Consider the following 14,320-nt stretch of genomic DNA (forward strand, 5'->3'; position numbering starts at 1 on the left):
TTCTCCTTAGAAAAAACCGAAATAGATAGCAGCAAGTAAGCTATAGCGAGCAGCTTTGCCAATCGCAATCAAGATAACGCTAGGGATGAATTTCATTCTCAGCCAACCAGCAGCTAGACACAGAGGATCACCGATAACGGGCAACCAACTGAATAGTAAAGTCCAGTAACCATAACGGCTTAGCCAAGCCATAGCCTTATGACCATGCTTTTCTGATTGAGTTCGATTAGGTAACCACAAACCAATCCAATAGTTAGTAAGACCGCCTAAGGTGTTGCCGAGTGTCGCTATCAGAATGATCGACAATGTTGAGAATTGATCTAAGCTCAATGCCGCGATAAGGCTCGCTTCAGAGCCTCCGGGCAACAAGGTGGCACTCAAGAAGCCACTGATAAATAAGACCCATAGCGCTGAATCAGAGAACCACAGCGCTATGTTTTCGAAAAGAGAATTAAAGAACTCTAGCACTGCATATTAACCTTCTTGCATCTTAAGCAGTACCTTGCCTCTGGTGTGTCCGGTTTCTACCTGCAGATGAGCCGACTGTGCCTCTTCCAGCGGGTAAATACCTTGAACTTCTGTTTTTAGCAATCCAACACTCACCATATAAAGCATGGTATCCATTTGCTCTGGATTAGGTTCCACCAACATACCTGATGCTGTGAAACCTAAAAGTTTTGCCTTCTCGCAGATTAACTCTGCCGATAGGGTCGGAACGGTAACCACTCTTGCACCATCCTTCAGGCACTTCAACGCATCAAGCGCCGTATCGCCACCTACCAAATCAATCAGCACGTCAACATCCGACACTCGTTCAGACGCTGGAGCAAATTTATAGTTAATAGCATGGGCACCTAGCGTTGCTAGGTAGTCAAGATTTGCTTCACTACAAGTAGTGTAAACCTCAGCTTTTGCTGCAACAGCAATTTGAACGGCGATGTGTCCAACGCCACCTGCACCCGCTAAGATGAGTACTCGATCACCCTCTTTCACTTCCGCTTTATTGAGCGCTTGTGCCGCCGTTTGACTCGCCAAAGGAAGAGCAGCTGCCGCTTCTAACGTTACAGAGTTAGGAATGATGCTCAGCGCAGTTTCAGGTACACACACATATTGACTGTAGCCACCGCCTTGCAATGGGAAGCCGATAAAGCCCGCCACATTATCACCAACAGTAAAACGCTCAGCCTGTTCGCCTAGCGTAACCACTTGCCCCGCGATATCGTAGCCTGGTACCCAAGGTAGGTTATCTTTGTTTTGTGCAGCCGCCCAACCTAGCCCTGCACGAGTTTTAACATCTATCGGATTGACGCCGGAAAAAAAGACCTTAACCACTACTTCGCCAGCTTTTGGCTCTGGTATTGCACTGGTTTGAAGTACAAGGTTTTCCACCCCACCAAACTCGGTAATCGCTATCTGTCTATTTTCCATTTAAACACGTCCCTAATTAGTTAAAACCTAACGAATAAAAGAAAGGGATGCACAAGCATCCCTTCGACTATAAACCATTTAATAAGGCTAAGTTAACCGCTCATTCGTAAATTGACGACCAATTAACGTAACGATACATGACCTAGCCATCCATTAACCGACTAGCGCTAATAGAATACCAGCCGCAACAGCACTACCTAGTACACCTGCTACGTTCGGCCCCATTGCGTGCATCAACAAGAAGTTCTGAGGGTTCGCCTCAAGACCAACCTTGTTCACAACACGAGCCGCCATTGGAACCGCTGATACACCAGCAGCGCCAATCAGTGGGTTGATGTCCTCTTTCGAGAAACGGTTTAATAGCTTCGCCATCAACACACCACCCGCAGTACCGATACTAAATGCCACCGCACCTAAACCTAGAATACCTAGCGTTTCTAAGTTCAAGAAGGTATCTGCTTGAAGCTTAGAACCTACGCCCAAGCCAAGGAAGATGGTCACAACGTTGATCAGTTCGTTTTGTGCCGTCTTAGATAGACGGTCAACTACGCCTGCTTCACGCATTAAGTTACCTAAACAGAACATACCAACCAGTGGTGTTGCAGAAGGCAGGAACAAGATCGTCATCAGCAATACTGCAAGTGGGAAAAGGATCTTCTCACCTTTGCTTACGTGACGAAGCTGAGCCATCTTAATTTTACGCTCTTCTGGAGACGTTAACGCCTTCATGATTGGCGGCTGAATAATAGGAACTAAAGCCATGTAGCTGTATGCAGCTACGGCAATCGCACCTAACAGATCAGGAGAGAGCTTACTCGCTAAGAAGATAGCCGTTGGGCCATCTGCACCACCAATGATTGCGATTGAAGAAGCGTCTGCCATGGTAAATTCCATGCCTGGAATGTAGTTCAGCAAGATCGCACCAAATAGTGTTGCGAAAATACCAAACTGAGCAGCTGCACCTAACCACAAGGTTTTAGGGTTAGCGATCAATGCACCAAAATCCGTCATCGCGCCCACGCCCATAAAGATCAGCAGTGGGAAAATACCCGTTTCGATACCAATGTAGTAGACGTAGTACAGCAAACCGCCCGGATCAGTAAATCCAGCATTTGGGATATTGGCCAATACAGCACCAAAACCAATAGGTAGCAGCAGTAAAGGTTCAAATCCTTTGCGGATTGCCAAAAACAACAGCAAGCAACCGACCAGCATCATACAAATCTGGCCGAACTCGAAGTTAGCAATCCCTGTTTCAGACCATAAGGTCATCAATCCTTCCATGGTACTCCCTTACGCTAGGCTTAGTAGTGGAGCGCCTACAGTAACTGCATCGCCTTCTTTAACATTCAGTTCTTGAACGATACCACCACGAGCAGCACGAACTTCCGTTTCCATCTTCATCGCTTCTAGAATAAGCAGAACATCGCCTTCAGCCACTTCAGCGCCAGCCTGAACGTTCACTTTAAAGATGTTACCCGCAAGAGGAGCAGGAACTGCTTCAGCATCAGATACCGCTACAGGCGCAGCTTGTGCCGCTTGAGCTGGTTTTGCTGATGGTGCTACTGATGTCAGTTCACCTTGTGGGCCGACTTCTACATCATAAACTTGGCCATCCACCTTCACGCTGTAGCTTTCGATACCACCAGATACTGGAGCGGGTGCCGCTGCTGCCACAGGAGCCGCAGCTTCTGCCGTTGGTGCTGGTTCAAATGCTTCAGGATTACGACGGTTCTTAAGGAACTTAAGACCCACTTGTGGGAACAGTGCGTAAGTCAGTACATCATCTACCGTGTCTTCCGCTAGAGAGATACCTTCTTCTTTTGCTTTTTCTAGCAAATCAGTCGTTAGCTCATCCATTTCAGACTTCAGCAGATCTGCAGGGCGACAAGTGATCGCTTCCGCACCATCCAATACTTTAGCTTGCAGTTCTGCATCCACTTCAGCTGGAGCTTGGCCGTATTCGCCTTTCAATAGACCCGCTGTTTCTTTAGTGATGCTCTTGTAGCGCTCGCCCGTTAGTACGTTAATAACCGCTTGAGTACCAACGATTTGAGAAGTTGGCGTTACCAGAGGAATGTAGCCAAGCTCTTTACGTACGCGAGGGATCTCTTCAAGCACCTCATCCATACGATCTGCAGCGCCTTGCTCTTTTAACTGGCCTTCCATGTTCGTCAACATGCCGCCAGGAACCTGAGCAATCAAGATACGAGAATCAACACCTTTTAGTTGGCCTTCCCATTTCGCGTACTTTTTACGAACATCACGGAAGTAAGAAGCGATTGGCTCAATCTGATCCAGCTTAAGGTTAGTATCACGCTCAGTACCTTCTAACATCGCCACAACCGTTTCTGTTGGTGTGTGACCGTAAGTACAGCTCATTGAAGAGATAGCGGTATCTAGAATATCGATACCCGCTTCAACTGCTTTAACGGCTGTTGCTGTAGAAAGACCCGTTGTCGCGTGGCTATGCAGTGCTAGAGGAACATCACACGACGCTTTGATGCGTGTAATTAACTCTTCAGCTTCGTAAGGCTTTAATAAACCTGACATATCTTTGATACATAATGAATGACAACCTAGGTCTTCTAGACGCTTAGCCAGATCAACCCAAGTATCTGAGTTGTGGACAGGGCTGGTTGTGTAAGACAAAGTACCTTGAGCGTGACCACCAACATCAATTGTTGCTTTCACCGCTTTCTCAAAGTTACGTACATCATTCATCGCATCAAAAATACGGAATACGTCCATGCCGTTCTTATGGGCACGTTCAACAAATTTTTCGACTACGTCATCCGCGTAGTGACGGTAACCCAACAGGTTTTGACCACGCAGTAGCATCTGCATTGGTGTGTTTGGCATCGCTTTCTTTAGTTCACGAAGACGCTCCCATGGATCCTCTCCAAGAAAACGAATACACGAATCAAACGTCGCGCCGCCCCAAGTCTCAAGTGACCAGTAACCGACCTTATCCAGTTCTGCCGCTATTGGCAGCATATCTTCGATACGCATACGAGTAGCAAATAGTGACTGATGGGCGTCACGAAGTACCACGTCTGTGATAGCTAGTGGTTTAGACATGCTCATAAACTCCTTTTTAATCCTTTAAATGCTACTTAGCAGTCGACGCACGGTATTGATGAACCGCGGCCGAAATTGCTGCCACTACCTGTGGACTAACAGCTGAAGGGTTTGATTGTGATTTTTGAATTTTTTTAGGTGCTGCGATCGGCTCTGGTACTTCTTCTGGTACCAGTTTTGACATCAACCGAACGAGGTAAACTAGAATAGTTAGGAAAATAAAGACAACGGACATCCCCGTTATCATCAGAGTCGCCGCATCTCCTAGCAGGCTTCCAATATTAGTCATGTTGCTTCCTTTCTTCGTCATCCTGACATATGTACAGGATTTCAGCGAATAGTGATCCCGACCCTTGGATTATCTCGATTGGTAAAACTTTGTCAATTTTGTTTAAGGTTCTGTTACAGATAACGCACACATCAGGTTAATTATTCGCCTATCAGATCACATAAATCTGTCAAATATGTAATTTTTAGAGAATTAAACTGTGACTTAAATAGAGCTTTTTTAAGAAATGATATGAGAAAGGTGGAATAACAAGGAAGTATTCAATAACCACTTAAAATACAACAAGTTAAACGTTAAGTAATTTTAACATTTTATCAACATTTATGCAGCGGACATAAAAAAAACCTCGTAAAAACGAGGCTTTTTTTAGTAATGTGGCGCGCTCTGGAGGATTCGAACCTCCGACCGCCTGGTTCGTAGCCAGGTACTCTATCCAGCTGAGCTAAGAGCGCACGGTTTTCGATATCAGTATTCCCAATATCAGGAGTTCACAAGGAAACCCTAAAGAGTGGCGCGTCCTGGAGGATTCGAACCTCCGACCGCCTGGTTCGTAGCCAGGTACTCTATCCAGCTGAGCTAAGGACGCACGGCTTTCGATATCAGTATTCCTAATATCAGGAGTTCACAAGGAAACCCTAAATAGTGGCGCGTCCTGGAGGATTCGAACCTCCGACCGCCTGGTTCGTAGCCAGGTACTCTATCCAGCTGAGCTAAGGACGCGCAGTTTTCGATATTGGTATTCGCAACATCAGGAGTTCACAAGGAAACCCTAAATAGTGGCGCGCTCTGGAGGATTCGAACCTCCGACCGCCTGGTTCGTAGCCAGGTACTCTATCCAGCTGAGCTAAGAGCGCACGGGTTTTAGTATCAACTGAGTCAATACAAGGATCAATAGTCCCTTAAATAGTGGCGCGTCCTGGAGGATTCGAACCTCCGACCGCCTGGTTCGTAGCCAGGTACTCTATCCAGCTGAGCTAAGGACGCACGGTTTTGATATTAATTCTCGACGAACGATTTATCAATATCGGGATTCACATTCTTATTAGAAGCAAACCCTAAATAGTGGCGCGCTCTGGAGGATTCGAACCTCCGACCGCCTGGTTCGTAGCCAGGTACTCTATCCAGCTGAGCTAAGAGCGCACAGGTTTTGGTATCAACTTAGTCAATACGAGGATCAACAGACCCTTAAATAGTGGCGCGTCCTGGAGGATTCGAACCTCCGACCGCCTGGTTCGTAGCCAGGTACTCTATCCAGCTGAGCTAAGGACGCACGGTGTTCATTCATTCAGAATGAAGTTGTGAAATATATCACATTCTTCTTACTACGAAGAAAAAAAAAGGCCATCGGCCTGTAATGAATGGCGGTGAGGGAGGGATTCGAACCCTCGATGCAGCTACAAACCACATACTCCCTTAGCAGGGGAGCGCCTTCGGCCACTCGGCCACCTCACCTAATTCATTATTCTCACATCACTTACAAGTAAGAAAAGAGAGAATGGCGCGTCCTGGAGGATTCGAACCTCCGACCGCCTGGTTCGTAGCCAGGTACTCTATCCAGCTGAGCTAAGGACGCACATTTACATTGTCCAAGTTGCTAACTATAGACTCGCAAGAAATGGCGGTGAGGGAGGGATTCGAACCCTCGATGCAGCTACAAACCACATACTCCCTTAGCAGGGGAGCGCCTTCGGCCTCTCGGCCACCTCACCGTCTTGCGGAGGCACATATTACGTTTTACCGAAAATATGTCAAACACTTTATTGAAAAAAATTGGACAAAAACACTCAACCGTTTGCTATTTAATCAAAGCGCTTGCAATTTGAACTTATAACATCAAAAGCGCGCTTTTTCCCTTAAAAATTAAGGCGAAAGATTGGCAATAATAAACCGCTAAAAACAATTATCTAATTTCTTCAGCAGCAAGTGCTACCGCTGGATGAACAATACTACGAGATGCGTATTTGCGCTATAGGGGAAGCCAATAAATCTTGAAGTCTGGCAGATAAATATCGCTACTAGCTTCATCATGCAAGAACTCAGATAATACTCCACTTACTGGAGCATTCACTCGATGAAATCAAAACAAACGCACTATCCGGTGAATCAATAATCTGACATCGCTTTCTCATACTCCAAGATCAAAAAAGGCTAGCAGTAATGCTAGCCTCTTCTCTACGCAAAGTATTAGTAGTTGCCAGATGCAACGTTACCATTACCTTTTTCAGCTTGAATGCGCATGTAGATCTCTTCACGGTGAACAGATACTTCTTTAGGTGCGTTAACACCAATACGTACTTGGTTACCTTTAACGCCTAGTACAGTAACTGTTACTTCATCACCAATCATCAGTGTTTCGCCAACGCGGCGAGTCAAAATTAGCATTCTTTGCTCCTTGAGTAATCTCTAAATTTATCTAGCTACGAGAGCATTATCCAACAAAAGTTATATTTTCGTAAACTATCGATTGAGTTTATTTAACCAAAATGCACTTCTTTTTTAGGATAACCCTGTGCTTCACGCGCTACGATGTATGCATTGTGTAATATGTTAGCAGCCATATCGACTTGCGTTGGTGATACCACCAAGGTTAAAGACTGCTGCTGCAATAAGTGATGCTGTACATCAATTTCGCCCTCAGACAACAATCCATGTGAACTGACCACAATTTCTTGTGTTCGGCTTCCTACCACAGTTAACAAACTAACCCGTTCACTATTACGGATTTTCTCATCAAAAACTAGTTTTAATTTGGCACTTATGTCTTGTTTGATAATGAGTGCTGCCCGATCTGTTTCCTCGATCACACTAAAGACTTCAATTCCTAACAGTTGGCAATGCGATAAGAAAGAATCTAGGTCCTCATTCAAACACTCAATACGCACCATATCTCTTTGTATAGCCAGGCCTGAAATATCATTCAAACACTGGTCGCCCGCAATCAGTGTGCCCTCGCCTTGTTCAAAGCTTGAAAGCACACGTAATGGCACATTGTGTTGCCAAGCATACTGAACGCAAGGAAGGTGTAACACCTTAGCACCACGTCGAGCCATCTCTTCCATCGATGGAAAATCTAAGGTAGCGAGTTTCTTTGAGTGTTTAACAACTCGAGGGTCACACGAGTAAACACCATCAACATCAGTATAGATCTGGCACTCTTTGGCTTGCAGCGCTCCAGCTAACGCAACCGCTGTAGTATCAGAGCCACCACGGCCTAGTGTCGTGATATCACCTTTAGCATTGATGCCTTGAAAACCTGCCACAATCACTATTTGGTCGTCGTCCAAAAGAGCTTGAATAGGAGCAGTATCAATACGCTCAATCGTCGCATTGTTATGATTCGAATCGGTGTGAATTCTCGCTTGGTAACCTGTCATCGATGTCGCTTCATAACCTAACTTGTGCAGCGTCATCGCCAACAGTGCCATGGAAACTTGCTCTCCAGCCGTTAACAATACATCCAATTCTCTAGCATTTGGTACGCTATCGATTTGAGTGGCTAAGTTAACCAACCGATTTGTTTCACCTGACATAGCAGAAACCACAACCACGATTTGATTGCCTTCATTTTTCGCTTCAATGATTTTCTCTGCTACATGTTGGATTCGTTCTATTGAACCCACTGACGTTCCGCCAAACTTCTGCACGATAAGAGGCATTTTCACCCGTCCTCACCTTCCCAAGACCAATGTCTATATATGACAAAAAAAACACGCTCCGCGTCATGGCGAAGCAATAAAAAATTAACCAAGAAGTCTAACGTTGACATTAGACTTCTTGGTTAATCTCAATCAAACCTGGTTTAGACACTCTTCCAATAGGCAAAATAAAAGATGCCCAATCAAAACTGATTGGGCATCTTTGTATCAATTACTTAAGCTTAAAGACGCTCTTCTAGCCAAGTACGTACAGATTTAAGCGCTTCTGGTAGTGCTTCAACGTCAGTACCACCCGCTTGAGCCATATCTGGGCGACCGCCACCTTTACCGCCAACTTGCTCAGCAACCATCTTAACTAGGTCGCCCGCTTTTACTTTGCCGATAAGGTCTTTAGTTACACCAGCAATCAAGCCAACTTTACCGTCTGCTACGTTAGCGATCAGGATGATGCCGCTACCCACTTGGTTTTTAGCGTTATCAACCATAGTACGTAGGTTCTTGTTGTCCGCACCTTCAATAGCAGCAACCAGTACCTTAGTACCAGAGATCTCTTCTACTTTGCCCATGATGTTTGCACTTTCAGCTGCAGCCATCTTTTCTTTAAGTAGTTGGATTTCTTTCTCTAGAGATTTCGCTTTCTTAGCTGACTCAGCCAGTTTCTCTTCGTAAGCGTTAGCTTGAGCTTCTACTGCATCCAGTGCAGCTTCACCCGTTACCGCTTCGATACGACGAATACCCGCTGCGATACCACCTTCAGAAGTGATCTTGAACAGGCCAATGTCACCAGTGTTGCTTGCGTGGATACCACCACAAAGTTCAGTAGAGAAATCGCCCATAGACAGAACGCGAACTTCGTCATCGTACTTCTCGCCAAACAGTGCCATCGCACCTTTTTCTTTCGCTGACTCGATGTCCATGATGTTAGTTTCAATTGCATGGTTCTTGCGAACCTGCGCGTTAACCAAACGCTCTACTTCTTTAAGTTGTTCAGGCGTTACTGCTTCAAGGTTAGAGAAGTCAAAACGTAGGTTGTCAGGCTTAACCAAAGAACCTTTTTGAGCCACGTGCTCACCAAGTACTTCGCGCAGTGCAGCGTGAAGTAAGTGAGTTGCAGAGTGGTTAAGTGAGATAGCAGCACGACGCTCAGCGTCTACTGTAGCTTCTACTTTATCGCCTTTCGCGAACACACCTTCAACTAGCTCACCGTGGTGTGCAAATGCGTTACCTAGCTTTTGAGTGTCTTCAACTTTGAAAAGACCAGACGCAGTTTTTAGCGTACCGGTATCACCACATTGACCGCCTGATTCCGCGTAGAATGGGGTTTCTTCAAGGATGATGATTGCTTTATCGCCCGCAGACAGAGAAGCAACTTCTTCGCCTTCAACGAACAGTGCAGAGATTTCGCCAGCACCTTCTGTACCTGTGTAGCCACAGAACTCAGTGTTGGTTTCCACTTTGATCGTCGCGTTGTAGTCAGTACCGAATTGGCCCGCTTCACGTGCACGCTGACGCTGAACTTCCATCGCATTCTCGAAGCCTTCTTCATCAATAGTGAAGTCACGCTCACGAGCTACGTCGTTAGTTAAGTCAGCTGGGAAGCCGTAAGTATCGTAAAGTTTGAATACTGTTTCACCGTCTAGCTCTTTGCCTTCAAGTGCGTCTAGTGCTTCGTTCAGGATAACCATGCCGCGCTCTAGTGTGCGACCAAAGTTCTCTTCTTCGATACGAAGTACTTTTTCAACAAGCTCTTGTTGCTTCTTCAGTTCGTCTGCTGCAGAACCCATCACTTCAGCTAGCACGCCCACAAGTTTGTGGAAGAATACGCCTTGTGCACCTAGCTTGTTACCGTGACGAACTGCACGACGGATAATACGACGTAGAACGTAACCACGACCTTCGTTTGAAGGCATAACGCCATCAGCGATCAGGAATGAACAAGAACGGATGTGGTCAGCGATAACGCGTAGCGACTGGTTTGATAGGTCTTCGTAACCGATCGTTTCAGCCGTTGCTTTGATTAGCTTTTGGAATACATCGATTTCGTAGTTTGAGTGCACGCCTTGCATGATTGCAGAGATACGTTCAATACCCATACCTGTATCAACAGCAGGCTTAGGTAGCGGTTCCATTGTGCCGTCGGCATGACGGTTGAACTGCATGAATACGTTGTTCCAGATCTCGATGAAACGGTCACCATCTTCTTCAGGAGTGCCTGGACGGCCGCCCCAAATGTGTTCGCCGTGATCGTAGAAGATTTCAGTACATGGACCACAAGGACCGGTGTCACCCATTGTCCAGAAGTTGTCAGACTCAAACTTTTTACCGCCTTCTTTGTCGCCAATACGAACGATACGGTCAGCAGGTACACCTACTTTTTTGTTCCAGATATCGAATGCTTCGTCATCTGTTTCGTATACCGTTACCAATAGACGATCTTTTGGCAGTTGTAGAGTTTCTGTTAGGAATTCCCAAGCAAACGCAATCGCGTCTTCTTTGAAGTAATCACCAAAGCTGAAGTTACCAAGCATTTCAAAGAATGTGTGGTGACGAGCCGTGAAACCTACGTTTTCAAGGTCATTGTGTTTACCGCCAGCACGTACACAACGTTGAGCCGTAGTCGCTCGAGTGTAGGCACGCTTCTCGGCGCCTAAGAAACAATCTTTGAATTGGTTCATACCTGCGTTAGTGAATAGCAGGGTTGGATCGTTATGTGGAACTAACGATGAACTGTCTACGATTTGGTGTCCTTTGCTCTCAAAGAACTTAAGGAACGCGTTGCGAACCTCATCAGTGCTCATGTACATGCAGCTCTTCCTGAAAATAGTCGAGTTAGAATTTTGCCGTATTGTAGATCATGGATAAGGCTTCGACTAGTTTTCTCGTAGAAAAGACGCCGTTGGGTAGGGTTTTAGTTGGAATTAGCGAAAATGAAGAATATTCCACTAGTTTGTAACAAGTAGATATAAAGAAAAACGGTAGGAAGAATGTTTATGTGAGAAGCTTAAATAAACTCTGATAAGTAAGCATTTGCGTTAGGAGTGGATGATTTGGGAAGACTACCGCTTAGTACAGATATGATTGAACTCTTCGCTGTTATTCGCTGAGAACAGGTAAAGAAAATCACCATCCAATTCAATATCGTATTGAATCGTAAAACCCTTATACAGTGCCTGATTACGATTGATCATGTCATTCGGATGTTTATGCCTGAAGTTCACTTCATTAAACACCATCTCTAAATGGTTGTCTTGCAATGTGTATTTCCCGACAAACACAACCTCAGCCGTTTCAACTTTCCCGTGCTGATTCAGGGTTTGAATCCTATCGCTAACAAAAAAATCTTCGTCAGAACTAAACGAGTACAGCATAAATTCATTCAACTCAGAGTACCGCGCATACGATGGCGTAACAAAGCCCAAATGTTTGAGGTTGCACGCCCACTGGCTACCTCTTAAAGAGATAGGTTGAATGAGTAATACAATTGCCAGAATCAATGCACCTAACGCTGAAATCATGACAAAAATTGCAGGCTTAGATTTTATCAATGCGTGACACCTTGTATCTGATTTAATTCTCTACTTACTTGCCTATCATCCACAGCAAGCATCGGAATTATAAGCGTAGACTGAAACCTGCTAAGGTTCAGCAAAATATTGTAATCCATAAAGTTTCGCGTAATTAACGGTGAAGCCTTGGTGCCCAAAATTCACCAAGGCATCTCGCTATGATTAAGCTTTTAGAGCTTCAACAATAGCGTTGTAGTTTGGCTCTTCAGTCACTTCCGAAACAAGTTCGCTGTGCAACACTACGTTGTTCGCATCGAGTAGAATAACGGCACGAGCTGACAAGCCAGATAGTGCATGCTCTTCAAACTGTGTACCGAATGCTTTTAATAGCTCTGGACTTTTGAATACCGATAGCTGCTCCACACCTTCCACACCTTCGCTCTCTTGATAACGAGCAAGCGCAAATGGTAGATCGGTTGAAACCGTGTATACATCTACTGACTCTGATTTTAGCTCTGCTAGTTCAGAGATCACCTTAGTACTGCTTGAACATACTGGTGTATCAACGCTTGGGAACAAGTAGATCAGTTTAAAATCAGCTTGTTTTTCTGAAATCGTTAGTGGTGCTAGCGATACCGATGTCATTGCTGGTGTAGTAAGTACTTCACCTTTTTGCGGGAAGCCACCTGCTAGTGCGATTTTATCGCCCATAAATGTCACTGTGTTCATGTTTATTCCTTTCAATGTAATTCTTAAAATGGCTGTTCTAGCTGACTGTGTTGCTATTATCTAAAGACATTCAAATCGAACATCTCTAATCTATATGTCATTCGTCATTTGCACCTGCGAAGTGAGTAAAAACGTTTATTAACCCTCAGGCACAAATTCAACGCTTAGGCAGCTTCGATTACTTTTCGTATTTGATTGAGGATAGGAACCGCATCGTCGAAACCAACAGAAAGAGAGAAATCAATTTCTTGATCAATATGCTGCTGAGCAACCTTGAGTAAGGTCACCTTGTCGCAGCGTTCAAGGCTCTTCTCTTTATCGGCAAAAATATTAGTAAGAGACTGAACAACATCCAGTTGAAAGGACTCTATGGAAGTGACGTCCTTATACTCTTGCAACAGCTGATTCACCGATTGAGAGTTTTTCTGTTTAATTTCTGGCATCCTAATTACCTTTAAAACGACGATTAGAAGTCAAGCTATCACCCAAGCTCGAGGCGGCATTACGTTAGCAACCAGCCCTCGTTCCCACCACAAACCATTGCCAAACAAAAACATAACGACATAGCTAAATGTAATCTTTATATAACCAATGAGATTTTACAGTTACAGACAGCCCTCCTATGCTTAAAGTACCGCCCGCCAAAATGAACTTCATTGAAATTACTAAGCCCATGAATCAAATGCGTAATATCACCGATTCCGTCACTATTGATATTGAGATAAGGACACTGACTCACCATCCAGCGGATATCACAGTCAGCATGCGCCCTCTGCCGTTCAAGGTTCTGTTGTACTTGTTAAAGCACCAAGATCGATGTGTTTCGCGAGAGGAGTTGTTTGAAGAGTGTTGGCAAGGTGTGTTGGTTACCGATCAGTCCCTAACCAACACCATCAGTTATATTCGAAAAGTATTCAAAAATTTAGATACTAATGAGTTAGAGCTCAAAACAATCAGTAAGCAAGGTTACTTGTTGGTGATCTCACCAAAGCAACAAGATTTGCAGGTTAAAGAAGTTAAATCTATCGTTGAGGCGGAAGTGCAACTTGAATTGGCGGATGCAGACACAAGCATTGATGACGAAAACATAAGTCAAGATTTACAGCAACCAGTCAGTAATCAAAAAACGAAAGCCAAGTTTCCTCGTCAATTTACGTTAAATTTATGCGCCCTGTGGCTTGGCATCATATTGGTCGCCTACTACTCCATTCATTACAACAAAGAGCTAGCGCCATTCTTGGATAAAGACAACTACCAGTCTTACCCTTTTGGTAGCGCCACTCTTTATGTTCATGACCAATCAAATACAATCACTGAGCCCGAAATGACCTCATACATCAATCACCTCGAGCTATCGCAGTGCAATGTAAAAAGTATCTACATTCGCATCACTAATTCAGCTTTCCGAGACAACATCATTTCAATGTATGCTTTTGTTTTTACCAACAATCGAAAGAGTCAAAATATCTTCAAACAGAAGCTAGACGGCCTCAATATTTACCCATCCATTATTACTCCGTTACTGGAGTCCTTTTACTGTAAAGGCAAACCACAGCAATAAATGATCTTGTCGCTCAAGACATCAGTGGCTTAGCTTTGAGGGGGGATGCAGATAGCGACCACCGCAATGA

General features: G+C 44.8%; 12 protein-coding genes and 10 tRNA genes. 1 reads left to right on the forward strand and 21 read right to left on the reverse strand.

Annotated features, from left to right (window positions below):
- Nucleotides 1-6: 6 nt before the first annotated feature.
- The 21 genes from BTO10_RS19275 to BTO10_RS19375 all read right to left on the reverse strand — a co-directional run bounded on the left by BTO10_RS19275 (nt 7) and on the right by BTO10_RS19375 (nt 13,132).
- A complete protein-coding gene (locus BTO10_RS19275; RefSeq protein ID WP_105025533.1) occupies nt 7-468 on the reverse strand; it encodes a YqaA family protein in 462 nt (153 codons plus the stop codon).
- Nucleotides 469-474: 6 nt separating this feature from the next.
- Nucleotides 475-1,428, reverse strand: a complete 954-nt coding sequence (locus BTO10_RS19280) for an NADP-dependent oxidoreductase (protein WP_105025534.1) — start codon at nt 1,426-1,428, stop codon at nt 475-477.
- A gap of 153 nt (nt 1,429-1,581) precedes the next feature.
- The gene (locus BTO10_RS19285) at nt 1,582-2,712 is read right to left on the reverse strand and encodes a sodium ion-translocating decarboxylase subunit beta (RefSeq protein WP_004741882.1); all 1,131 of its coding nucleotides are present in this window, start codon (nt 2,710-2,712) and stop codon (nt 1,582-1,584) included.
- Between the two features lie 9 nt (nt 2,713-2,721).
- A complete protein-coding gene (oadA, locus tag BTO10_RS19290; RefSeq protein ID WP_105025535.1) occupies nt 2,722-4,509 on the reverse strand; it encodes a sodium-extruding oxaloacetate decarboxylase subunit alpha in 1,788 nt (595 codons plus the stop codon).
- A 31-nt stretch (nt 4,510-4,540) separates the two neighbouring features.
- Nucleotides 4,541-4,798, reverse strand: coding sequence for an oxaloacetate decarboxylase subunit gamma (locus tag BTO10_RS19295; RefSeq protein ID WP_004741884.1), 258 nt, complete (start codon nt 4,796-4,798; stop codon nt 4,541-4,543).
- A 375-nt stretch (nt 4,799-5,173) separates the two neighbouring features.
- Nucleotides 5,174-5,250 (reverse strand) — tRNA-Arg (locus BTO10_RS19300).
- Between the two features lie 57 nt (nt 5,251-5,307).
- A tRNA-Arg gene (locus tag BTO10_RS19305) sits at nt 5,308-5,384 on the reverse strand.
- 57 nt (nt 5,385-5,441) lie between these two features.
- Nucleotides 5,442-5,518, reverse strand: a tRNA-Arg gene (locus BTO10_RS19310).
- A gap of 57 nt (nt 5,519-5,575) precedes the next feature.
- A tRNA-Arg gene (locus BTO10_RS19315) sits at nt 5,576-5,652 on the reverse strand.
- Nucleotides 5,653-5,705: 53 nt separating this feature from the next.
- A tRNA-Arg gene (locus BTO10_RS19320) sits at nt 5,706-5,782 on the reverse strand.
- A 79-nt stretch (nt 5,783-5,861) separates the two neighbouring features.
- Nucleotides 5,862-5,938: transfer RNA gene (locus BTO10_RS19325), tRNA-Arg, on the reverse strand.
- Nucleotides 5,939-5,991: 53 nt separating this feature from the next.
- A tRNA-Arg gene (locus tag BTO10_RS19330) sits at nt 5,992-6,068 on the reverse strand.
- A gap of 89 nt (nt 6,069-6,157) precedes the next feature.
- Nucleotides 6,158-6,250 (reverse strand) — tRNA-Ser (locus BTO10_RS19335).
- Between the two features lie 44 nt (nt 6,251-6,294).
- Nucleotides 6,295-6,371, reverse strand: a tRNA-Arg gene (locus tag BTO10_RS19340).
- Between the two features lie 43 nt (nt 6,372-6,414).
- Nucleotides 6,415-6,507, reverse strand: a tRNA-Ser gene (locus tag BTO10_RS19345).
- Nucleotides 6,508-6,982: 475 nt separating this feature from the next.
- Nucleotides 6,983-7,180, reverse strand: a complete 198-nt coding sequence (gene csrA, locus BTO10_RS19350; RefSeq protein ID WP_004415691.1) for a carbon storage regulator CsrA — start codon at nt 7,178-7,180, stop codon at nt 6,983-6,985.
- 92 nt (nt 7,181-7,272) lie between these two features.
- Nucleotides 7,273-8,454, reverse strand: a complete 1,182-nt coding sequence (locus tag BTO10_RS19355; RefSeq protein ID WP_105025536.1) for an aspartate kinase — start codon at nt 8,452-8,454, stop codon at nt 7,273-7,275.
- Nucleotides 8,455-8,675: 221 nt separating this feature from the next.
- The gene (gene alaS / locus BTO10_RS19360) at nt 8,676-11,258 is read right to left on the reverse strand and encodes an alanine--tRNA ligase (protein ID WP_105025537.1); all 2,583 of its coding nucleotides are present in this window, start codon (nt 11,256-11,258) and stop codon (nt 8,676-8,678) included.
- A 252-nt stretch (nt 11,259-11,510) separates the two neighbouring features.
- A complete protein-coding gene (locus BTO10_RS19365; protein WP_105025538.1) occupies nt 11,511-11,999 on the reverse strand; it encodes a hypothetical protein in 489 nt (162 codons plus the stop codon).
- 183 nt (nt 12,000-12,182) lie between these two features.
- Entirely contained in the window at nt 12,183-12,689 is a 507-nt protein-coding gene (gene tpx / locus BTO10_RS19370; protein ID WP_105025539.1) for a thiol peroxidase, read from the reverse strand.
- A gap of 164 nt (nt 12,690-12,853) precedes the next feature.
- Complete coding sequence (locus tag BTO10_RS19375; protein WP_105025540.1) at nt 12,854-13,132, reverse strand: hypothetical protein; 279 nt, start codon at nt 13,130-13,132, stop codon at nt 12,854-12,856.
- Between the two features lie 179 nt (nt 13,133-13,311).
- Here BTO10_RS19375 and BTO10_RS19380 point away from each other — a divergent pair, with 179 nt between their 5' ends.
- Nucleotides 13,312-14,250, forward strand: coding sequence for a winged helix-turn-helix domain-containing protein (locus BTO10_RS19380; RefSeq protein ID WP_258099944.1), 939 nt, complete (start codon nt 13,312-13,314; stop codon nt 14,248-14,250).
- Nucleotides 14,251-14,320 lie beyond the last annotated feature (70 nt).

The sequence above is a fragment of the Vibrio chagasii genome (assembly GCF_002954585.1).
Taxonomy (GTDB): Bacteria; Pseudomonadota; Gammaproteobacteria; order Enterobacterales; family Vibrionaceae; genus Vibrio; species Vibrio chagasii_A.

What these genes read in the sequence shown, in the direction of transcription:
- BTO10_RS19285 (WP_004741882.1), bottom strand. Translation starts at nt 2,712, where the DNA reads ATGGAAGGATTGATGACCTTATGGTCTGAAACAGGGATTGCTAACTTC.
- tpx (WP_105025539.1), bottom strand. Translation starts at nt 12,689, where the DNA reads ATGAACACAGTGACATTTATGGGCGATAAAATCGCACTAGCAGGTGGC.
- BTO10_RS19295 (WP_004741884.1), bottom strand. Translation starts at nt 4,798, where the DNA reads ATGACTAATATTGGAAGCCTGCTAGGAGATGCGGCGACTCTGATGATA.
- csrA (WP_004415691.1), bottom strand. Translation starts at nt 7,180, where the DNA reads ATGCTAATTTTGACTCGCCGCGTTGGCGAAACACTGATGATTGGTGAT.
- BTO10_RS19380 (WP_258099944.1), top strand. Translation starts at nt 13,312, where the DNA reads ATGCTTAAAGTACCGCCCGCCAAAATGAACTTCATTGAAATTACTAAG.
- BTO10_RS19280 (WP_105025534.1), bottom strand. Translation starts at nt 1,428, where the DNA reads ATGGAAAATAGACAGATAGCGATTACCGAGTTTGGTGGGGTGGAAAAC.
- oadA (WP_105025535.1), bottom strand. Translation starts at nt 4,509, where the DNA reads ATGTCTAAACCACTAGCTATCACAGACGTGGTACTTCGTGACGCCCAT.
- BTO10_RS19355 (WP_105025536.1), bottom strand. Translation starts at nt 8,454, where the DNA reads ATGCCTCTTATCGTGCAGAAGTTTGGCGGAACGTCAGTGGGTTCAATA.
- alaS (WP_105025537.1), bottom strand. Translation starts at nt 11,258, where the DNA reads ATGTACATGAGCACTGATGAGGTTCGCAACGCGTTCCTTAAGTTCTTT.
- BTO10_RS19375 (WP_105025540.1), bottom strand. Translation starts at nt 13,132, where the DNA reads ATGCCAGAAATTAAACAGAAAAACTCTCAATCGGTGAATCAGCTGTTG.